The sequence below is a fragment of the Kiloniellales bacterium genome, from assembly GCA_030066685.1.
Lineage (GTDB): Bacteria > Pseudomonadota > Alphaproteobacteria > Kiloniellales > JAKSBE01 > JAKSBE01.
Genome location: JASJBF010000001.1, coordinates 199,619 through 221,067, shown reverse-complemented (window position 1 = coordinate 221,067; position 21,449 = coordinate 199,619). Strand labels below are relative to the sequence as shown.

The window sequence follows — 21,449 nt, the reverse complement described above, 5'->3', positions numbered from 1 at the left end:
CGGGACGATCAGTCGAGCTTGAAGCCCTTGGCACGGATGAAAGCGCCGAAGTCCGCGCGTTCCGGCTTGGAGTACTGGCGCGCCTTGTCTTCTGACCAGCCGTAGTCGGGGTCTTCTCCGTAGTCCTTGGTGAAACGCTGCTTCGCATAGGGCTGCGTCGCCGTCCTGGCCCTGTCGTAGGCCTCGACCGCCGACCGCGGATTGGCGGACCCGAAGCGGTTCTCGTGCAGGGTCACCGCGAGCGGCAGGCGCTGGCTGATCTCTGCCGGGCCGGCCGGCCAGCCCAGGGCCAGTCCGGCGACCGGGAAGACGTGGTCTGGCAGCTCGAGCAACTCGCTGAGCCGCTGCGCCTCATTGCGCACCGCCGAGACCGGGCAGCAGCCGAGGCCGACTGCTTCGGCCGCGGTGACGAAGGCGCCGAGGGCGATGGCCGCGTCGACCGCGGCGTTGAAGAAGGCATCGAGGTGGTCGTTGACGAAGGGCCGGCCGCGCCAGGCGTGGAGCTGACGCTGGCGTCGGTTGTTGCCGCAGAAAATCAGCAGCTCCGGCGCGTCTGCGATCCAGGCCTGGGCCTCGATCAAGCCGTTGACGGCCTGCCGCAGATCGGGATCCGAGATCCGCAGGATATCGCGCTGCTGGAGGTCGCTCTTGGTCGGCGACGCGAGGGCGACCGCGCAGAGCAGGCGGACAAGGCCCTGGTCCAGGGGCTGCGCCGTGAAGGCTCGCTGGGCCCCACGGCCGGCCATGCCCGCCAGGGTTTCCAACCCATTGGCCAGATCCGGCGCGACCGGCGGATCGGCAAATCGTCGTTCCAAGGCCAGGCGAAGCTTGTCGAGCGCGTCAGGCATGGCATTTAGTCCTAGTCTCCTGCGCCCGGCGCTTTGCTTGGACGGCCGGCTTGCAGGCTACCGTCGAGGGCAGCTCGGCACCGCCAACTCCAGACGCGGTAACGAACTTTTGTCCCTAGCCCTTCGTCGCAGGGGACTTGCCTCGCACAGCGGGTCTGATAACTTTGGGGCCAGCAAGGTCGTACCTGGGCGGCGCCGGGCGGCAAACGACCTGAACATAAACACAGATTCGCCGACTGCGAGGGAGGAAAACCACATGTCCACCATGAAACCCGTGAGCAGCCTCCTGGCCACGGCTGCGACGGTCGGCCTCTTGGTTGCCGGGCCGGCCAACGCCAAGGTCGAGGGTGACACCATCGTCCTCGGCTCGGCCATATCCCTGACCGGCAAGTACGCCACCAACGGCATTCACGCCCAGAACGGCTACGAGATCGCCGTCGCGCGCATCAACGAAATGGGCGGCGTCAAGGTCGGTGGCAAGTCCTACAAGCTGGACATCGTCTACTACGACGACGAGTCGACACCGGCCCGCGGCGCCCAGCTCGCCGAGCGCCTGATCAAGCAGGACGGCATCCAGTTCATGCTTGGACCGTATTCCTCGGGCCTGACCAAGGCCATCGCGCCGGTCACCGAGAAGTACAAGATTCCGATGGTCGAGGCCGAGGGCGCCTCGCGCTCGCTCTTCACCCAGGGCTACAAGTACCTCTTCGCCGTGCTCTCGACGTCGGAGCAATATCTGGCCAGCGCCATCGACCTCGCGGCCGAGCTGGCGGAGAAGAACGGCAAGAAGCCTTCCGACATCAAGATCGCCATGGCCTTCGAGAACGATCCCTTCTCGCTCGACGTCCGCGCGGGCGTGATGGAGGACGCGAAGAAGTACGACATGAAGATCGTGATCGACGACAAGCTGCCGCGCGATCTCTCCGACATGTCGGCCACGCTGACCAAGGCCAAGGCGCTCAAGCCCGACCTGCTGATCGTCTCGGGGCACTCCAAGGGTGCGGCCACCGCGGTGCGCCAGATCAACGAGATGAAGATCGACGTGCCGATGATCGCCATGACCCACTGCGAGGCGGCCAAGGTCACGGACAAGTTCGGCGCCGGCGCCAACGACATCCTCTGCTCGACCCAGTGGGCCGAGACCCTGTCCTACGAGGACGAGTACTTCGGCACCGCGGCCGACTTCCACGAGAAGTTCAAGAACACCTTCGAGGGCTACACCACCGTGCCCTACCAGTCGGCCCAGGCGGCCGCCGCGGTCATGGTGTGGAAGGACGCCTTCGAGCGGGCGGACTCCTTCGACATCGAGAAGGTGCGCGATGCCATCGCAGCCACCGAGATGAATACCTTCTACGGTCCGATCAAGTTCTCCGAGGCCGGCAACAACATCGCCAAGCCCATGGTGCTGCGCCAGATCCAGGACGGAAAGTACAACGTCGTGGCGCCCTCGAAGTGGGCCTCCCACCCGGTGAACTTCCCGCGGAAGGCGCCCTGAGCGGCGATTTCAAAGGGACTCTCGAGAGAGGTGAAACCAGCAGCGCCCCCGCCCCCTGACGGGCGGGGGCGGCTGCGCGTTTCCCGCCAGCGGCATCAGGCCCCAGAGACCCCATGCTAGACAACCTTTCCGTCCTGACCATCGCGCCGGTCTTCAACGTCCAGCTTCTGCTCGACGGTCTCTTCATCGGCGCGATCTTCGCGCTCGCGGCCTACGGTCTCGCCCTGGTCTGGGGGGTGATGAACGTCAAGAATCTGGCCCAGGGTGACTTCGTCATCATGGGCGGCTACCTGGCGCTGGAGCTGGGCCGCTTCGGCATCCATCCGATCCTCTCCCTGCCCATCGTGGCGGTGGTCATGTTCGGCTTCGGCTGGATCGTCTACATCCTGGTGATCCGGCGGGTGATCGACCGCGACCTCTTCACCTCGCTGCTGGCCACCTTCGGCATCGCCCTGGTGATCCAGCAGGCCCTGAACCTCGCCTATGGCCCAGAGGTCCGGGTCGCCGAGTCCGGCTTCGATACCCGCTACATCTTTGACGGACAGGTCACCATCGCCGAGATCAAGCTGATTTCCTTCGTCCTGGCCGCCCTTCTCGCCTCGGCGATCGTGATTTTCATGAAGCGCAGCCGGATCGGTCAGGCGATCCGCGCGACGGCCCAGGACCCGCGGGCGGCCAAGATCATGGGCATCGACACCGACCGGGTCTACGCCTTCACCTACTCGCTCAACTCGGCGATCTGCGGCGCTGCCGGCGTGCTGATCGTGATGATCTGGGTGATCCAGCCCTTCTACGGCATCACCCATTCGGTGCGTTCCTTCGTCATCGTCACCGCGGCCGGCTTCGGCAACCTGCCGGGGGTGATCACGGCCGGCCTCGGGCTGGGCGTGGCGGAGCAGTACAGCGGCTTCGTCCTTGGCGCCGAGTTCCAGCAGGCGACGGTGGTCGGCCTGCTGGTCGCCGTCCTAGTTTGGCGCCAGCTGCAGCAGAGCCGGGTCCGGCAGGTGGTGCAATGAGTCTCACCGCCCGTCAGATCGGCCTCTACACCGCGGTCCTCATCGCCGGGATCGCGGCGCCGCTTCTTTTTCCCGCCTACACCAACCAGCTCTCGGTGCTCTGGGTCATGATCCTCTTCGCCCTGACCTGGGACATCATGGGCGGACAGATGGGCTACAACTCGCTGGGCAACATCTTTTTCTTCGGCGCTGGGATGTACATCTGCGCGGTAGTGCAGATCGGCCTCTACTACGACGTCGGCGCCTACACCTCGGCCTTCGGCGCGATCAAGGTCGACTTCACCTTCGATCAATACTTCACGGGCCTTGCCCTGGGCTTGGTCGTGGCCGCGATCCTCTCCGCGCTCTTCGCCGTTGTCTTCGGCTGGATCGTCTTCGGGCTTCGAGGCCCCTACTTCGCCATCGGGACCTTGGGCGTTGCGATCGCGGCGGGCGAGCTGGTCGGTGCCTGGGGTTGGGTCGGCGGCGGCGGCGGCATCTCAATGCCGACCTACCCGGGAGAGCCGGATACCCGCTCGCTGATCTACTACTTCCTCTCGATGCTGGCCGCCATCGCGACCTTCATCTTCCTGCGCTGGCTCTACGCCAAGCGCTTCAAGCTGGCGATCAACGCGATCCGCGACGACGAGGAAAAGGCCGAGGCCATGGGCCTGCACACGGTGCGCCACAAGACGGTCGCCTGGGCCATCGCGGCCTTCTTCCTGGGCATCTCCGGCGGCATCTTCGGCAACATGATCGGCTTCATAGAGCCCCTCGAGGTCGCCTTCCCGACCGTCACCTTTGGCATCTTCATGGTCGTCATGGCCCTGCTCGGCGGCAAGGGCACGCTCTGGGGGCCCGTCCTCGGCGCCACTCTGTTCCACGTGATCAAGGAAGTCACCTGGACCCACCTCGAGGGCTGGCAGTGGGTCGCGCTGGGCCTGGTCCTGATCGTCAGCGTTGTCTACTTCCAGCAGGGCATCCTGGGTTGGGCGCAGGACCGCTGGCCCGAGTTCTTCGGCATTCGGGTCGAGGCCGCCCCGGCCGAGGACGCGGAGGCGCCGGCCGGCGCGCCGCAGAGGGCGGGCGAATGACACCGCAGATCGAAGTCGAGAGCGTCTCCAAGGCCTTCGGCGGCGTCCAGGCCAACCGCAACATCTCGCTGTCCGTGCCCCAGGGCCGGATCACCGGCCTGATCGGCCCCAACGGCTCTGGCAAGACCACCCTGTTCAACTCGGTGGTCGGCTATCACCCCATCGACAGCGGCTCGATCCGCTTCGAGGGCCGCGAGATCTCCAAGCTGCGGGTGCCGCAGATCGCGCGCCTGGGGCTGCTGCGGACCTTCCAGCAGACCCGCATCTATTCCAAGATGAACTGCGTCGAGAACATGCTGATCTCGGTCCCGCACCGCAGCGGCGGCTGGTCGACCATGTTCGGCGAGTTTCCCGCGGAGCTGACGGAGAAGGCCGAGCACCTGCTGGAGTTCGTCGGCCTCTACAGCAAGCGCCGGCTGATCTCGGGCGACCTCTCCTTCGGCCAGCAGAAGCTGCTGGAGTTCGCCATGGCGTTGATGAACGAGCCCAAGACCCTGCTGCTCGACGAGCCGACGGCGGGCATCAACCCGACCCTGATCAACGGGTTGATCGATCGCCTGAAGCGGGCCAACCAGGAATTCGGCATCACCCTCTTCGTCATCGAGCACAACATGCGCGTCATCATGAACTTGGCCGAGCGCATCTATTGCCTGGCCCATGGCGAGCTGCTGGCAGAAGGCACGCCCGATCAGATCCGCAACGACCAAAGGGTCGTCGACGCCTACCTGGGAGCGCATTGATGCCGCCTTCGGACGACCCCTCCAGCGAGGATCAAGCCGCCCAGGGCCAGAAGGACCGGATCAAAGGCTACGGCGCCGGATCGGTCGAGACCGTCATTTCGGTCGAAGAGGTGAACCGCCAGGCCGCGGCCATCGCGGAGGCCGGCGTGTCTGCGGGGCGTGTCGCCGAACTGGCCGGGCCGGAGCCCTTCGTGTCCATCGAGCGGCTGCGCGCCGGCTACGGCAAGATGGAGATCCTGCACGACTTCAACCTGCAGGTCGCACGCCGGCAGTCACTCTGCCTGATCGGACCGAACGGCGCCGGCAAGTCCACCGTGCTGCACTCGATTTTCGGCTTCACCAACATCTTCGACGGCCGCATCTCGGTCGGCGGCAGGGACGTCACGCGGCTGTCCTCGAAGGACAAGCTGAGGACCGCCGGCATCGCCTACATCCTGCAGGACAAGTCGGTCTTTCCCGGCATGACCGTCGAGGAGAACCTTTGGATGGGCGGCTACCTGATGGACAAGCCGGCCCGGGCCAAGGAGAAGGCCGAGGAGATCTTCGGTAAGTACCCGCGCCTGGCCGAGCGGCGGTCGCATCCGGCCAAGGTGCTGTCCGGCGGCGAAAGACGCCTCCTGGAGATCTCCCGCGCTCTGGTCATGGATCCCGAGGTGCTGCTGGTCGACGAGCCTTCGATCGGCCTGGAGCCACGCTTCATCGACATGGTCTTCGAGATCCTCGACGACCTGCAGAAGGGCGAAGGCAAGACTATCATCATGGTCGAGCAGAACGCCAAGAAGGGTCTGGAGTTCGCCGATATCGGCTACGTTCTGGTTTCCGGCCAGCTCGCGATGGCGGGCCCCGGCAAGGAGCTGCTCGCCAATCCGGAGGTCGGCCGGCTCTTCCTTGGCGGTTAGGAGGCTGTTCCGCGATCTTGTTCGCGCCTCGGCTGTCACGCTAGTGTAACGCCCCTATCGAGACATCGAGTCTCGGCTTTTTTTGCGGCCTGGGAGGGCTTCGGGAATGGAGATGTCCGGCGAGTACCGGATCGCCGCAGCGCGGGAGAAGGTCTGGGACGCCCTCAACGACCCGGAGGTCCTGAAGCAGGCGATTCCCGGCTGCCAGGAACTGGAGAGAACCGCCGACAACGAGTTCACGGCCAAGGTTCGCGCCAAGGTCGGACCAGTCTCGGCGACCTTCACCGGGAAGGTCAATCTGGCCGACATAAACCCGCCGGAGAGCTACACCATCGCCGGCGAAGGCCAGGGCGGGGCCGCCGGCTTCGCCAAGGGCAGTGCCGCGGTCCGCTTGAGCGAGGACGGCACGGTCACGGTCCTGAACTACGACGCCAAGGCCCAGGTCGGCGGCAAGCTCGCGCAAATCGGCTCGCGGCTGATCGGCGGCACCGCCCAGAAGCTGGCCGACGAGTTCTTCGGCAATTTCAGCGAGATCGTCGCACCGGCGGCGGAGGAGGCCGCGGCCGAAGCGGCCCCGGCACCTGCGGCCCCTCCGGTCGCCGAGAAGCGCGGCCTGTCGCCAATCATTTGGATCCTTGGCCTGGTCGTGGTCGTGGCCCTGCTGCTGTTCTTGTTCGGCGGCGCCTCTTAACCTCTTGCCTCCCGGCCTCCAAGGATAAGCTGCGGCGACCTTTATCCGGCCCGGTCGGCCCTCACGCGCGCGCCGCTTTTGACCCTCCCGACTGGCCGAGGCGGTTCGTAGCGGGTGCGCCCGGCTTGCCCCAATCTTCGTTAATTTAACGGATTCTTTCATCCTCTGGCGCTCGATTCACCTGGGCTCGCAGGCGCGGGCCCCGGGCAGGGCGGCATGTCTGCGTCTTTCGATTGCGAGCGCTATTCTTTATTATGTTTCAATTGCTTAGATATTTTTCGATCACGAGCGCCTTGGCGATCATATGCATGATGCTGATCGCCGTGCTGCTTTACAGGAATAGTGCGATCGAAGAAGTCGTGGTGGCCGCGGAGAACCACAACGTGGCCCTGGCCCGCTCCTTCGCCAACACCCTCTGGCGCGACTTCGGGCCCTACGTGACGACCCTCGCGGAGGACGACGGGGACAGGATTCGCGACCTGCCGGAGACGCAGGCGCTGGACCGAAGGGTCAGGGAGATGGCACGCGGCCTCCCGGTCCTGAAGATCAAGATCTTTCGGGTCGACGGCCTCACCGTCTACTCCTCCCAACCCAGCCAGATCGGCGAATGGAAGGACAACGACGGCTTCCGGAGCGCGGCCGAGGACGGCAGGCCGGCCAGCAAGCACAGCTACCGCAACAGCTTCAGCGCCTTCTCCGGCGAGATGCAGAACCGTGACCTGGTCGAAAGCTACATTCCGATCAAGGGTCCGCACGGCCGGGTCGAAGCGGTCGTGGAGCTCTACTCCGACGTGACCCTCTCGATGGCCCGGGTCACCAACAACACGATCAGCTATCTCGGCGGTCTTTTCCTGATCAGCCTCGCCCTCTATTCCCTGCTCTATGCGATCGTCCGGCGCGCCGACCGCATCCTGAACCGGCAGTACGTCGAGCTTGACGAGGCCAGGACCAACCTGCAGGCGAAGAACGGCCTGCTGGAGCACGAGATCCAGCAGCGCCGGCGCGCCGAAGCCGCGCTCAAGGAAGCGCAGCAAGACCTCGAGGTCCGAGTCGAAGAGCGCACCCAGGAGTTGCGCCGCGAGGTCAACGAGCGCCGTCAGGCGGAAACCGCGCTGCGCACCGCCAAGGAGGACGCCGAGGCCGCCAACCAGTCCAAGTCCGAGTTCCTGGCGAACATGAGCCACGAAATCCGGACACCTTTGAACGGAATCATCGGCATGGCCGGAATGCTGCTCGATTCCGACCTGAGCGAGGACGACCACCACTACGCCGAGGTGATCCGCCACTCCGGCGAGTCCCTGCTGGCGATCATCAACGACATCCTCGACTTCTCGAAGATCGAGGCCGGCCGTCTGCAGCTCGAGACCGTCGACTTCGACCTCCCGACGCTGCTCGACGGCGTGGTTCAGATCCTGACCCCGGAGGCCCACGGAAAGGGCCTGGCCCTCCCCGTCTATCTCGATCCCGAGGTGCCCGGCCGGCTCTGCGGCGATGAGGCCCGGCTGCGGCAGATCCTGCTCAACCTCATCGCCAACGCCATAAAGTTCACCGGGGCCGGCGGCGTCGCGACCCAGATCACTCTGCTGGACGACATCACCGCGGAGAACACCGTGGTCCTGAAATTCGAGGTCATCGATTCCGGGATCGGCATTGCGACCAAGGCCCAGAATCGGATCTTCGAGCAGTTCACCCAGGTCGACAGCTCGACCTCGCGGCGTCACGGCGGCGCCGGCCTTGGCCTTGCCATCTGCAAGCGCCTGGTCGGCGCCATGGGTGGCGAACTGGGCGTGGTCAGCCAGCTGGGCGAAGGCAGCCGCTTCTGGTTCACCCTGCCCCTGGGCCGCCAGGGCGGCGGCGCCGATGCGGATTGGCTGGGCGAGCTGCGAGGTGCCAGCGCCAGCCTGAAAATCCTGGTCGTCGACGACAACCCGGTCAATCGGCGCGCCTTCGAGGACCAGCTCACCGTGCTCGGCTGCGAGACCGCGGTCCTGCCCGATGCGGGCTCCGCGATCGAGGCCCTGAAGGCGGCGTCGGAAGGCCCTGCCCCCTTCAGCGCGGCGATCATCGACCACATGATGCCCGGGACGGACGGGGTTGCCCTGTCCAGGCTGATCCGGGCCGAGCCGGCATTGAAGGACCTCAAGCTGGTCATCGCCTCGGCTGCCGGACTGCGCAACACCGGCAAAGCGGCGCGCGAGATGGGCTTCGACCTCGCCCTCTCCAAGCCGCTGCGGCCGAACAGCCTGATCAAATGCCTGCGTGCCTTGCTGGCCGATGCGCCCGGCAGCCCCGCGGACGGCGCCATGGTCCAGGCCGAGGCCGATGCCCGCCCCCGATCGACGATCCGGGTCCTGCTCGCCGAGGACAACCCGGTCAACCAGCGCGTGATGATCGCGCTTCTCGCCAAGTCCGGCGTCCGGGTCGACGTCGCCGGCAACGGCGTGGAGGCGATCGAGGCGGTCCGCAGCCGGCCCTATGACCTGATCCTGATGGACATTCAGATGCCCGAGCTGGACGGGGTGCAGGCCGCCCGCAGGATCCGCGAACTGGAGGGCGAGATGGGGCACATCCCGATCATCGCCGTCACCGCCCACGCCATGAAGGGCGACCGCGAGAAGTACCTTCAGGCGGGCATGAACGACTACCTGCCCAAGCCGATCAACCGGGCCGAACTGCTGAGCAAGATCGACTACTGGGCCGAGCGCCGCGGTGGTGAAGCCGACCAGCCGGACGCCGCACCTGGCCCTTCTGCACGGTCCGAGGCCGGCTCGCCGCCGGCGAGGAAGAAGCGCGGCGGAACGGCGCGGAAGTCCAAGCGCCGACGCGGCACGGGCTGATACCAAGGGAAGGAAACATCGACCTGTTTCACGGCGCTGTGGTGCCTTCCGGGAAGGCGCGGTCTGCGCAGTGGTGCTGGCGCACCATAAGCGGGCCGCATTGCACCCGGGCGGCCGATGAGGCCCATGAAACAGGTCAATGTTTCCTTCCCTTGGTATGACTCGGTTCCGGCTTCCCGGCCGCTTGCGCGCGAAGTCCCCGCCTTAGCCAGATTCCCCCCGGTCCCGCCGCGGACCGGGGTTTTTCTTAGTGACGCGCTGGCAGTGCCTTGGTACATGATTGACGAGTTCCTCAGGCACGGCTGAGGCCGTGATCGAGGCGGCGGTACGGGAAAGCATCCGTAGCGAGAACGGCCCGCAGAAAGGGCCGCAAATCAGTCCAAAGGGAGGAGATCCGAATGCCGAGCGTAACGATGACGGTCAACGGGCAGCAACTGACCCGTGACGTCGAGGGGCGCACTCTGCTCACCGATTTTCTGCGTCAGGACCTGGCCCTCACCGGCACCCACGTCGGCTGCGACACCAGCCAGTGTGGCGCCTGCGTCGTCCACGTCGACGGCAAGTCGGTCAAGGCCTGCACCATGCTCGCGGTCCAGGCCGATGGCGCCGAGGTCACGACCATCGAAGGCCTCGCCCAGAACGGCGAGCTCCACCCGATGCAGGCGGCCTTCAAGGAGCACCACGGCCTGCAGTGCGGCTTCTGCACCCCGGGCATGGTGATGAGCGCAGTCGACCTGGTGAACACCAAGGGCGAGGCAAGCGAGACCGAGATCCGCGACTGGCTGGAGGGCAACATCTGCCGCTGCACCGGTTATCACAATATCGTTAAGGCCATCCAGGCCGGCGCAAAGGCGATGAGGAGCTGAGCCATGCCAGACACAGGAATCGGCGCCAGCGTTCGGCGCAAGGAAGACCAGCGTTTTCTCACCGGCAAGGGCCGCTACACCGACGACCTCAACCGGCCCGGCCAGGTTCATGCCGTCTTCGTGCGCTCACCGCACGCCCATGCCACGGTCGCCTCGATCAAGACCGATGCCGCGGCCGCCGCGCCCGGCGTGATCGCGGTCTTCACCGGCAAGGACATGGAGGCCGACAGCGTCGGATCCCTGCCCTGTGGCTGGACCGTCACCGACAAGCACGGCGAAGCGCACAAGGCGCCGCCGCATTTTCCCCTGGTCCGCGACAAGGTGCGCTACGTCGGCGACCACGTCGCGGTCGTGCTGGCGGAGAGTGCGGCCGAGGCGGTCGATGCCGCCGAGCTGGTCGAGGTGGACTATGAGAGCCTGCCGGTCAACATCGATCCGACCAAGGCCATGGACGGCCCGCTACTGCACGACGAGGCGCCGAGCAACCTTTGCTATGACTGGGAACTGGGCGACCAGGCCGCGGTCGACGAGGCCCTGTCGCGGGCAGCCCATGTCACCAAGTTGGACCTGGTCAACAACCGCCTGATCCCGAACGCCATTGAGCCGCGGGCAGCGATCGCGGAATACGACACCGGGACCGACAGCTACACGCTTTATTCGACCAGCCAGAACCCGCATCTGCTGCGGCTGATCCTCTGCGCCTTCGTGCTCGGAATCCCGGAATCGAAGCTGCGGGTCATCGCGCCCGACGTCGGGGGCGGCTTCGGCTCCAAGATCTACTGCTACGCCGAAGAGACGGTCTGCACCTGGGCCGCCAAGAAGACCGGCCGGCCGGTCAAGTGGACCGGTGACCGCTCGGAGGCCTTCCTTGCGGACGCCCACGGCCGCGACCACGTCACCCATGTCGAGCTTGGCATGGACGCCGAAGGCAAGTTCGTCGGCATGAAGGTCGACACCACGGCGAACCTGGGCGCCTATCTCTCGAACTTCGCGACCAGCATTCCGACCTATCTCTACGCGACCCTGCTCGCCGGGCAGTACACGACCCCGGTCATCTACTGCAACGTCAAGGCGGTCTTCACCAACACCGCCCCGGTCGACGCCTACCGCGGCGCCGGCCGGCCCGAGGCGACCTACGTGGTCGAGCGGATCGTCGAGGCGGCCGCGCGCGAGCTGGGCATGGATCCGGCCGAGCTGCGCAAGCGCAACTTCGTGCCGCCCGACGCCTTCCCCTATGCCACGCCGGTCGCGCTGACCTACGATTCCGGCCAGTACGAGCTGGCATTGACCAAGGCCCAGGATCTGATCGACTACGAGGGCTTCCCGGCGCGCCGCGAGGCCTCCAAGGCCAAGGGCAAGCTGCGCGGCATCGGCTTCTCGGCCTACATCGAGGCCTGCGGCATCGCGCCCTCGGCGGTGGTCGGCTCCCTGGGCGCCGGAGTTGGCCTCTACGAGTCCGGCCAGGTGCGCTTCAACCCGACCGGCACGGTCTCGGTCTTCACCGGCTCGCACAGCCACGGCCAGGGCCACGAGACGACCTTCTCGCAGCTGGTCTCGGATACCTTGGGCGTGCCGATCGAGAACGTCGAGATCGTCCACGGCGACACCGGGTCGATCCCCTTCGGCATGGGCACCTACGGCTCGCGATCACTCGCGGTCGGCGGCTCCGCGATCAGCAAGGCCTGCGACAAGATCATCGAGAAAGGCAAGAAGATCGCCGCCCACCTGATGGAGGCCTCGGTCGACGATATCGAGTTCGACAAGGGCACCTTCCGGGTCGCCGGCACGGACAAGGAGAAGGCCATCGGCGAGATCGCCTTCACCGCCTACGTCCCGCACAACTATCCGGAAGACCTGGAGCCGGGCCTCGACGAGACCTCGTTCTACGATCCGCTGAACTTCACTTATCCGGCGGGCACCCACATCTGCGAGCTCGAGATCGACCCGGAGACCGGCGTGATCGAGATCGTCGACTGGGCGGCGGTCGACGACTTCGGCAAGGTCATCAATCCGATGATCGTCGAGGGCCAGGTCCACGGCGGCATCGCCCAGGGCGTCGGCCAGGCGATGCTGGAGAACTGCGTCTACGACGCCGACGGTCAGCTACTGACCGGCTCCTACATGGACTACTGCATGCCGCGGGCCGACAACCTGCCCTCCTTCAAGGTGGAGACCACCGAGACGCCCTGCCCGCACAACCCCCTGGGGGTGAAGGGCTGCGGCGAGGCGGGCGCGATCGCGGCCCCGGCCGCCTTCATGAACGCGGTCACCGACGCCCTCGGGACGGAGGAAATCGCCATGCCGGCCAGCCCGGAGAAGGTCTGGCGGATCGCCCAAGCGACCCAACCGGCCCAGGCGGCCGAGTAAGGGAGGATGTGTCATGTATGAGTTCAACTACCATCGTCCCGCCAGCCTCGACGCGGCCGCGAGCGCCCTGAGCGGCGCCGGCGAGGGCAAGATCGTCGCCGGCGGGATGACCCTGATCCCGACGCTGAAGCAGCGCCTGGCTCAGCCGTCGGATCTGGTCGACCTGGGCGCGATCGCCGACCTCAAGGGAATCTCCGAGGAGGGCGGCAACATCGTGATCGGGGCCACGACGACCCATGCCGAGGTGGCAGGCGACGCCACGGTCAAGGCCAAGATCCCGGCCCTCGCCGACCTGGCCGAAGGCATCGGCGACGTCCAGGTCCGCAACCGCGGCACCATCGGCGGCTCGATCGCCAATGCCGACCCGGCGGCCGACTACCCGGGCGGTCTGGTCGGTCTGGGTGCGACGGTCCGCACCAACAAGCGGGAGATCCCGGCCGACGACTTCTTCACCGGCATGTTCGAGACCGCTCTGGCCGAGGACGAGATCGTCACCGCGGTGGCCTTCCCGGTGCCCGACAAGGCGGCCTACGCCAAGTTCGCCAACCCGGCCTCGCGCTACGCCATCGTCGGCGTCCTGGTCAGCCAGGGAGCGGGCGGCGTGCGGGTCGCGGTGACCGGTGCGGGCGCCTCGGTCTTCCGGGTCTCGGAAATGGAGACGGCCCTGGCCTCGAACTTCTCGGCATCGGCCATCGAGGGCATCTCCGTGCCGGCCGACGGCCTCAACAGCGACATCCACGCCAGCGCGGAGTATCGCGCCCACCTCGTGGGCGTGATGGCCCGGCGGGCGGTCGCGGCCGCGGGCTGACGAGCGCTTTCGAGCTTGCCTCAGGATCCCGGGGGCCCTGTCTGCGGCCCCCGGGGTTTCTCGTCAGGGTTCGAACGGACGACCTTAAGGCGGAGGACGGGCGGGCTTTCGCGCCGGCTTGATCTGGCGCATTGCTTCGGCTGACCAGAGGCTGGTAACGGAAAATGGAATGAACCAAGATCGTCCCGACCATGGCTGAACCGCCCAAAATCCCGAGCTCGGTCGACGAGGCCCTGGCGCTGCTGGCAGCGGGCGACTACGTGGCCGACCGCAGCTTGGCTACGGCCCTGCACCTCTCGCTGGCGCTGAAGCGGCCGCTGTTCCTGGAGGGCGAGGCCGGCGTCGGCAAGACCGAGATCGCCAAGGTCCTGGCGGAGACTCTCAAGCGCCGCCTGATCCGGCTGCAGTGCTACGAGGGCCTGGACGTGGCCTCGGCGGTCTACGAGTGGAACTACCCGCGCCAGATGGTCGAGATCCGGCTCGCCGAGGCGACCGGCGAAGCCCAGCGCGAGACCCTGGACGAGGACATCTTTTCCCAGAAGTTCCTGATCGAACGGCCCCTGCTCCAGGCGCTGCAGCCACAGGTCGGCGGCGCGCCGGTGTTGCTGATCGACGAGCTGGACCGCACCGACGAGCCTTTCGAGGCCTTCCTTCTCGAAGTGCTGTCGGACTACCAGATCACCATCCCCGAGCTGGGCACGATCCGGGCGCCCGAGCCACCGATCGTGGTCATCACCTCGAACCGGACCCGGGAGATCCACGACGCTCTCAAGCGGCGCTGCTTCTACTACTGGGTCGACTATCCCAGCGCCGCGCGCGAGCTGGAGATCCTGCGCGTCAAGGCGCCCCGGGCCGCGGAGCGGCTTTCCCGCGAGGTCGTGCTCTTCGTGCAGGAGCTGCGCGGTACGGATCTCTTCAAGCTGCCGGGGGTGGCCGAGACCATCGACTGGGTCGAAGCCCTGACCCAGCTGGACAAGGTCTCGCTCGACCCGGAGACCGTGGATTCCACGCTTGGCGTTCTTTTGAAGTACCAGGACGACATCGCCAAGATCCAGGGCAGCGAGGCGCAGCGGATCCTCGACCAGATGAAACAGGAAATGCTCGCGCTGCAGCCTGCCGGCGATTGAGCCATGAGCGGTGACAAGCCTCCGGCGATCGCGGCGCTGGCCGAGGCGCCGCTGCAGAGCGGCCGGCTGGTCGAGAACATCCTACATTTTGCGCGGACCCTTCGGGCGGCGGGGCTGCCGGTCGGGCCCGGCAAGGTGCTGCAAGCAATCCGCGCGGTCGAGGTCGCCGGCATCCAGCGGCGCGAGGACTTCTACTGGGCCCTGCACGCGGTCCTAGTCAACCGCCGGGACCAACGGGAGATCTTCGACCAGGCCTTCCACGTCTTCTGGCGCAACCCGAAGATCCTGGAAAAGATGATGAGCCTGCTGCTGCCTGACGTCCGGCCCAGCGCGACCGGCAGTCCCGAGGAGGAGCTGGAGCTGAGCCGTCGGGTGGCCGAGGCCCTGACCCCCATCGCCCAGGGCCGGGAGCCGAGCGGCGAAGGCGAGCAGGAGCAAATCGAAGTCGACGCGACCATGACCTGGTCGGGGCGAGAGGTCCTCCAGAAGATGGACTTCGAGAAGATGTCGGCCGAGGAGCTCTCGGCCGCCAAGACCGCGATTTCCCGCCTGCGCTTTTCCCTGCAGCAGGTTCCGACCCGGCGCTTCGTATCGCACCCGCGCGGCCGCCGCGCCGACCTGCGCCGGACCCTGCGGGCCGCCTTGCGCTCGGGCAGCGACTCGATCCCGCTCAAGTGGCGGCGCCGGCGCCGGCGCCATCCGCCTCTGGTCGTGCTCTGCGACATATCGGGCTCCATGGACCGCTACTCGCGCATGGCCCTGCACTTCATGCACGCCGTGACCAACGACCGCGACCGGGTCCACACCTTCCTCTTCGGCACCAGGCTGAGCAACATCACCCGCTTCCTGCGCCACAAGGACGTCGACGTCGCCTTGAAGCTGGTCTCGGAGCACGTGCTCGACTGGTCGGGGGGGACCCGGATCGGCGCCTGCCTGCACGATTTCAACAAGACCTGGGCCCGTCGGGTCCTCGGCCAGGGCGCGATCCTGCTGTTCATCTCCGACGGTCTGGACCGCGACAACGCCGAGGGCCTGGCCGGCGAGATGGAACGCCTGCACAAGTCCTGCCGTCGGCTGATCTGGCTCAATCCCCTCTTGCGCTACGAGGGCTACGAGCCAAGGTCTTTGGGAGCCCGGGCGATCATGCCGCATGTCGACGAGTTCCGCCCGGTGTACAATCTCGACAGCCTGGCCGAGCTCGCCGAGGTGCTGAGCCGGCCGATCACCCGGCGCGAGGAGGGCGTGAGCGAATGGCTGGACAGCATCCCATAGACGCGCGCGAACCGGCGGACGACGTCCTGGCCCAAGCCGGCCGCTGGCTGGGCGCGGGCCGCAAGGTGGCGCTGGCGACGGTGGTCTCGACCTGGGGCTCCTCGCCCCGCCCCGTCGGCAGCCAGCTGGCCGTCGACGAGGCCGGCAACATGACCGGGTCGGTCTCCGGCGGCTGCATCGAGGGCAGCGTGGTGGAGGAAGCCCTGCGGGTCATGGCCGGCGCCCCGCCGAAGCTGCTGGAGTATGGCGTCAGCGACGAGGATGCCTGGGCGGTCGGCCTGGCTTGTGGTGGCAGTGTACAGGTTTACGTCGAGCCCTTGACATGAAACGTGAAGTCTTCGATGCCCTGCAGACGGCCCGCGCGGCGAAGCGGCCAGCCGCCCTGGTGACCGAGCTGGACAGCGGCCGCCAGGCCGTGGTGGACCGAGGCGCGGTCGGCGCCGGCGCGCTTCAGCCCGGTCCGGAGGTCCTGAGCGCGGTCGCGGCGGCAATCCGGCACGACCGGAGCGGGCGCCTGCCCGAGCCCTTGGAAGGCCACTTCGTGGCGGTGTTCAACCCGCCGCTGAGGCTGGCGATCGTCGGCGCAGTCCACACCGCCCAGCTCCTCGCGCCCATGGCCGAGCTGGCCGGCTATGAGGTCACCCTGATCGACCCGCGCAGGGCCTGGGCCAGCCCTGACCGCTTTCCGGGCCTGACCCTGGTCGACGACTGGCCGGACGAGGCCCTGGCGAAGCTCGCGCCCGACAGCCGGACCGCGGTGGTCACTCTGACCCACGATCCCAAGCTGGACGACCCTGCGTTGATCGCCGCCCTGAACAGCGAGGCCTTCTACCTCGGCGCCCTTGGCAGCCGCAGGACCCATGCCACGCGCCTGGAGCGCCTGCGCGACCAGGGCTGCGAGGAGGCCGCGCTGGCCCGCATCCACGGCCCGATCGGCCTGCCCTTGGGCGGCCGCTCGCCGGCGGAGATCGCCATCGCCGTCCTGGCCCAGATGACCCAGGTCCTTCACGGCGCCGGGCCGCTGCGCGCGCAGCGCGAGGCCGCCGCATGATCTTCGGCGAGACGCCGCTGGATGGGGCCGAGGGCGCCATCCTGGCGCATTCCCTCAAGGCCGGAAGCCGGAACTTCAAGAAGGGGCGCATCCTCTCCGCCGACGACGTCGAGATCTTGCGCGCGGCCGGCCGGGACAGCGTGATCGCCGCGCGCCTGGAGGCCGATGACGTCCACGAGGACGAGGCCGCGACGGTCATCGCCGAGGCCCTGGCCGGCGATCACCTCTCGGTCTCGGCGGCCTTCACCGGGCGCTGCAACCTGATCGCCGAGGCCCGCGGCCTGGCCGTGCTCGACCGGGACCGCCTGGATGCGCTCAACCTCGTGCACGAGGCTGTGACCGTCGCGACCCTGGCACCCTACGACGGCGTGGTGCCGCGCCAGATGGTCGCAACGGTGAAGATCATCCCCTTCGCCGTGCCGCGGCCTGTGCTTCGGCAGTGCCTCGAGCTGGCGAAGGCGGCAGGGGTCCGGGTCGCCCCCTTCCGGGCGCGCCGGGTCGGCCTGGTGCAGACCACCCTGCCCGGCGGCAAGGCGAGCCTGCTGGAGAAGACCAAGGCGGCCGTCGACGCCCGCCTGGCCGGCCTGGACTGCGCGCCGAGCCGGGAGCAGCGCTGCCGCCACGACGCGGCCAAGATCGCGGAAGCCCTGGGGACCCTCAAGGCCCAGGGCTGCGATCTGCTGCTGGTCTCCGGCGCCTCGGCCATCGTCGACCGGCGCGACGTCGTGCCCGCCGGCATCGTCCTGGCCGGCGGCACCATCGATCATTTCGGCATGCCGGTCGACCCCGGCAACCTCATGCTGCTGGCCCACGACGGCGCGATTCCGGTTGTCGGCCTGCCGGGTTGCGCCCGCTCGCCCAAGCTCAACGGCCTGGACTGGGTGCTGCAGCGGCTGGTGGCCGGCCTCGCGGTCGGCCCGTCCGAGATCATGGCCCTGGGCGCCGGCGGCCTGCTCAAGGAGACCGGTGGCCGCCCCCTGCCACGCGCCGAGGCCGTGGAGACCCCGGCCGAAGTGCAGCGCGCGCCCCGCATTGCCGCGGTCATCCTCGCCGCCGGACAGTCGCGGCGCATGGGGCCGATCAACAAGCTGCTCGCCGAGGTCGGCGGCACGCCGATGCTGCGCCGGGTCGCCGAGGCGGCCTTGGCCTCCAAGGCCGGGCCGGTGGTCGTGGTGACCGGGCACGAGCCGGAAGCCGTGGCCGCCGCCCTGGCCGGCCTCGACCTGCAGCTGGTCCACAACCCGGACTACGCCGCCGGGCTCTCCACCAGCCTGCAGCGTGGCCTGGGCGCGGTGCCGGCCGAGAGCGACGGCGCGGTGGTCTGCCTGGGCGACATGCCGGGCCTGACGGCCGGCGCCATCGACCGACTGATCGCCGCTTTCAATCCGCTTGAGGGCCGCGCGATCTGCGTGCCGACCTGGCAGGGTAAGCGCGGCAACCCCCTGCTCTTCGCCCGGCGCTACTTCGCCGAGATCCAGGCGATCTCGGGCGACGTTGGCGCCCGCCACCTGATCGGCGAGTATCCCGAAGCCCTGGCCGAGGTGCCCATGGCCGACGACGCGATCCTGCAGGACATCGACACCCCCGACGCCCTGGCCGCCTTCAAGGACGCGGGCTGAGCGGCTATTCGAGCCGCCCGCGAGCCCCGGTCAGGCCAGCGAGGAAAGACTCGATCCTGCGCGCCACCTGAGGAAAGGCCAGGAGGTCGTTGTGGCCGGCCTGCGGGTGCAGAAGCAGCTCCTTGGGTTCCCGAGCCGCTGCGAAGAGGCGCTTGCCGAAGTGGGGCGGGATGACGCGGTCGCGCTCGCCATGGAGCACCAGGAGGGGCACGGAGAGCTCGTCGACCCGAGAAACCGAATCCCACTTGTCGAGGATCAGCCACTTGGCCGGCAGGTACCAGTAGTGGTGCTGGGCGACCTCGGCCACGGAGCTATAGGGCGCCTCCAGGACGACCCCGGCCACCGGCCGCTCGGCGGCTAGGTGCACCGCGACGCCAGAGCCCAGGGACTCGCCGTAGAGCACCACTCGCTCCGGCCCGATCCCCTGCCCCGCCAGCCAGTCCAGCACCGACCGGCCGTCAGCCAGAAGGCCGTCCTGGTGCGGCTTGCCGGGATTGCCGCCGTAGCCCCGGTAGCCCACGAGGAAGAGTCCCTGGCCCTGGCCGGCCAAGCCGATGAACTTGGGCACCCGGTGCGAGAGGTTGCCGGCGTTGCCGTGGAAGACCACGACCACGGGCGCCCCCGCCTGGGCCGGCGGCCGATACCAGTGGCTCAGGGTCAAGCCGTCGGCGGTCCCGGTCTCGACCGGGCTTATGCCGTCGGTCAAGGGCTGGAGATCGGCCGAGGGAAAGTAGAGAAAGCTTCGCTGCAGCACGAACATGATGGCGAGCAAGGCGCCGTAGCCGATCACAGCGGTGCCGAGAATGGTCATGAGTCGCTGTCGCACGCCTCGCGCTCCCGGGTCAAGGGCGGCCCGAGGCCCTGCCCTTTCCGTCCCCCTCTACCATAGGCCAAATGAGCCCGGGGTTAATCCCTTGAACGCCGGTAAAAGGAATCATATTCTCATTGCGTGAAGGAGAAATATTTTTTCTACACTAGTTTCTGGTAGATATTCGATGGCCAAGATCCATGTCCTGCACGAGAACGCCGCCTGGCTCGGCCCGCTGCGCGCCGCCTTCGAGGAGCTCGGCCTGCCCTACGAGGAATGGTTCCTGGACCAGGGCCTGGTTCCTTTCGACGAGGCCCCGCCCGAGGGCGTGTTCTACAACCGGATGAGCGCTTCCTCCCACACCCGCGGCCATCGTTTTGCGCCGGAGCTGACCCATGCCACCCTCAACTGGCTCGAGACCCACGGCCGCCGGGTCGTCAACTCCAGCCGGGCGCTCTACCTCGAGGTCAGCAAGATCGCGCAGTACGCCGCGCTTAACCGGGCCGGGATCCGGACCCCGCGCAGCGTGGCGGCGGTTGGCCGCGCGCAGCTGCTTCAGGCCGCCCGCGATTTCGGTGAAGCGCCCTTCATCGTCAAGCCGAACCGCGGCGGCAAGGGGCTCGGGGTCCACCTCTTCCACGACGCCGAAGAGCTCGCCGCCCGGCTCGACGCGGCGCCCGAAGAGGCCCCGATCGACGGCATCTGGCTGGTCCAGTCCTACATCCGCGCGCCCGCGCCGGTCATCACGCGCTGCGAGTTCGTCGGCGGCCGCTTTCTCTATGCGGTCGAGGTCGACACCCGGGAGGGCTTCGAGCTCTGCCCGTCCGACGTCTGCGCCGTCGAGGGCGCAGGCAGGGCCCCGGTGTTCCGGGTCCTGGAGGGCTTCGACGATCCGATCACACACCGCTACGCCCGCTTCCTCGCCGACAACGGGATCGAGATCTCAGGAATCGAATTTATTAGAGATGTTTCAGGCGAGATCTTCACCTACGATGTGAACACTAATACGAACTACAATCCGGAGGCCGAGGCGGCCGCCGGAGGACCCTATGGGATGAAGGCTATCGCCAGCTTCCTCGGTGAGGAACTCGGCCGGCTGCGCGCGCCGGCGACGGGCATCGCCGCGGAGTAGCCCGCGGCCGCGCGGCGCTCACTCCGCGTAGCGCGAGCCCTTGTCGGCGAGCACGGCCTTGAGCGCCTCGAAGTGGCCGCGGGCGTAGCTGCCGTCGCCACCCTTCCAGACACCGAAGGCGGTCGCCGCCATGTTGTCGCCGATGCGCTTCAGCGGCCGGCCGGTCGACATGGCCAGGACCTGGACCTGGCAGGCGCGCTCCAGGTAGTAGAGATCGTCGAAGGCCCGGGCCACGTCGGGTCCGACGACGATAACTCCGTGGTTGGCCATGAAGAGGATGCGCTTGTCGGCCAGGGCCTCGGCCAGCCGGTCGCCCTCCTCCAAGCTCTCAGCCAGGCCGTTGTAGTCCCGGTCGTAGGCGACGTCGTTATAGAAGCGCAAGGAGTTCTGGTGCACCGGCTCCAAGCGGCCGCCCTCCAGCACCGTCAGGGCGGTGGCATAGGGCATGTGCGTGTGCAGGACGCAGGCGGCCTGGGGATGGCGGGCGTGGATCCGCGAATGGATGCAAAAGGCGGTGCTCTCGATCTGACCCTCGCCCTCCAGCACCTGCCCCCGGTCGTCGACCACCAGCAGGTCGCTGGCGCGGAGCAGCGACCAGTGAACGCCATGCGGGTTGAGCAGGAAGCGGCCCGGCTCGCCGGGCACGGCATAGCTGAAGTGGTTGCAGATGCCTTCCTGCAGGCCGAAGTGCGCGGCCAGCTGCAGAGCCGCCGCGAGATCCGACTTGGCCCGATACAAGGCGTCGCTCATGGCCCCGTTTCCTTGCGCAAGACTCCAATGCAGAAGCAGATCAAGGTAGC

19 protein-coding genes are annotated in these 21,449 nt (G+C 67.5%); 16 read left to right on the top strand and 3 right to left on the bottom strand.

The genetic code is table 11. The annotated features are described in order from the left end of the window. Positions 1-8: 8 nt before the first annotated feature. Complete coding sequence (locus QNJ30_01000; protein ID MDJ0942014.1) at positions 9-848, bottom strand: nitroreductase family protein; 840 nt, start codon at positions 846-848, stop codon at positions 9-11. A gap of 256 nt (positions 849-1,104) precedes the next feature. Between QNJ30_01000 and QNJ30_00995 the strand changes: the two genes are divergently transcribed. The 15 genes from QNJ30_00995 (at position 1,105) to QNJ30_00925 (ending at position 18,709) form a co-directional block, all read left to right on the top strand. Further along, positions 1,105-2,343 carry an amino acid ABC transporter substrate-binding protein gene (locus QNJ30_00995; GenBank protein MDJ0942013.1) on the top strand — a complete coding sequence of 413 codons (1,239 nt, stop codon included), beginning with the start codon at positions 1,105-1,107 and terminating at the stop codon, positions 2,341-2,343. A gap of 113 nt (positions 2,344-2,456) precedes the next feature. Then, the gene (locus QNJ30_00990; protein ID MDJ0942012.1) at positions 2,457-3,359 is read left to right on the top strand and encodes a branched-chain amino acid ABC transporter permease; all 903 of its coding nucleotides are present in this window, start codon (positions 2,457-2,459) and stop codon (positions 3,357-3,359) included. Further along, positions 3,356-4,432, top strand: a complete 1,077-nt coding sequence (locus tag QNJ30_00985) for a branched-chain amino acid ABC transporter permease (protein MDJ0942011.1) — start codon at positions 3,356-3,358, stop codon at positions 4,430-4,432. Before QNJ30_00990 ends, QNJ30_00985 begins: the two co-directional genes overlap by 4 nt. Next, a complete protein-coding gene (locus tag QNJ30_00980) occupies positions 4,429-5,172 on the top strand; it encodes an ABC transporter ATP-binding protein (protein MDJ0942010.1) in 744 nt (247 codons plus the stop codon). Before QNJ30_00985 ends, QNJ30_00980 begins: the two co-directional genes overlap by 4 nt. Then, entirely contained in the window at positions 5,172-6,071 is a 900-nt protein-coding gene (locus tag QNJ30_00975; protein MDJ0942009.1) for an ABC transporter ATP-binding protein, read from the top strand. Before QNJ30_00980 ends, QNJ30_00975 begins: the two co-directional genes overlap by 1 nt. Before the next feature lie 106 nt (positions 6,072-6,177). Beyond that, positions 6,178-6,762: a carbon monoxide dehydrogenase subunit G gene (locus QNJ30_00970; protein ID MDJ0942008.1), complete on the top strand. Its 585-nt coding sequence runs from the start codon at positions 6,178-6,180 to the stop codon at positions 6,760-6,762. Positions 6,763-7,070: 308 nt separating this feature from the next. Then, the gene (locus QNJ30_00965) at positions 7,071-9,599 is read left to right on the top strand and encodes a response regulator (GenBank protein ID MDJ0942007.1); all 2,529 of its coding nucleotides are present in this window, start codon (positions 7,071-7,073) and stop codon (positions 9,597-9,599) included. A gap of 398 nt (positions 9,600-9,997) precedes the next feature. Further along, positions 9,998-10,465, top strand: coding sequence for a (2Fe-2S)-binding protein (locus QNJ30_00960; protein ID MDJ0942006.1), 468 nt, complete (start codon positions 9,998-10,000; stop codon positions 10,463-10,465). 3 nt (positions 10,466-10,468) lie between these two features. Next, a complete protein-coding gene (locus QNJ30_00955) occupies positions 10,469-12,832 on the top strand; it encodes a xanthine dehydrogenase family protein molybdopterin-binding subunit (protein MDJ0942005.1) in 2,364 nt (787 codons plus the stop codon). A gap of 13 nt (positions 12,833-12,845) precedes the next feature. Beyond that, the gene (locus tag QNJ30_00950; protein ID MDJ0942004.1) at positions 12,846-13,640 is read left to right on the top strand and encodes a xanthine dehydrogenase family protein subunit M; all 795 of its coding nucleotides are present in this window, start codon (positions 12,846-12,848) and stop codon (positions 13,638-13,640) included. Between the two features lie 191 nt (positions 13,641-13,831). Next, positions 13,832-14,767 (top strand): MoxR family ATPase, encoded by a 936-nt coding sequence (locus tag QNJ30_00945; protein ID MDJ0942003.1) that lies wholly within the window; start codon positions 13,832-13,834, stop codon positions 14,765-14,767. A 3-nt stretch (positions 14,768-14,770) separates the two neighbouring features. Then, entirely contained in the window at positions 14,771-16,039 is a 1,269-nt protein-coding gene (locus QNJ30_00940; GenBank protein ID MDJ0942002.1) for a VWA domain-containing protein, read from the top strand. Next, positions 16,018-16,365 (top strand): XdhC family protein, encoded by a 348-nt coding sequence (locus tag QNJ30_00935; GenBank protein MDJ0942001.1) that lies wholly within the window; start codon positions 16,018-16,020, stop codon positions 16,363-16,365. Before QNJ30_00940 ends, QNJ30_00935 begins: the two co-directional genes overlap by 22 nt. Continuing rightward, entirely contained in the window at positions 16,362-17,090 is a 729-nt protein-coding gene (locus QNJ30_00930; protein MDJ0942000.1) for an XdhC family protein, read from the top strand. Before QNJ30_00935 ends, QNJ30_00930 begins: the two co-directional genes overlap by 4 nt. Beyond that, the gene (locus QNJ30_00925) at positions 17,087-18,709 is read left to right on the top strand and encodes a molybdopterin-binding/glycosyltransferase family 2 protein (GenBank protein MDJ0941999.1); all 1,623 of its coding nucleotides are present in this window, start codon (positions 17,087-17,089) and stop codon (positions 18,707-18,709) included. The genes QNJ30_00930 and QNJ30_00925 overlap by 4 nt, the downstream gene beginning before the upstream one ends. 4 nt (positions 18,710-18,713) lie before the next feature. Here QNJ30_00925 and QNJ30_00920 read toward each other — a convergent pair whose 3' ends face one another. Next, the gene (locus QNJ30_00920; GenBank protein ID MDJ0941998.1) at positions 18,714-19,535 is read right to left on the bottom strand and encodes an alpha/beta hydrolase; all 822 of its coding nucleotides are present in this window, start codon (positions 19,533-19,535) and stop codon (positions 18,714-18,716) included. A gap of 169 nt (positions 19,536-19,704) precedes the next feature. On the opposite strand from QNJ30_00920, the gene QNJ30_00915 reads away from it, so the two are divergent. After that, entirely contained in the window at positions 19,705-20,649 is a 945-nt protein-coding gene (locus QNJ30_00915) for an alpha-L-glutamate ligase (GenBank protein MDJ0941997.1), read from the top strand. Positions 20,650-20,667: 18 nt separating this feature from the next. On the opposite strand, the gene QNJ30_00910 is transcribed toward QNJ30_00915, so the two are convergent. Next, positions 20,668-21,399 carry an aldolase gene (locus QNJ30_00910; GenBank protein ID MDJ0941996.1) on the bottom strand — a complete coding sequence of 244 codons (732 nt, stop codon included), beginning with the start codon at positions 21,397-21,399 and terminating at the stop codon, positions 20,668-20,670. Between the last annotated feature and the right edge of the window lie 50 nt (positions 21,400-21,449).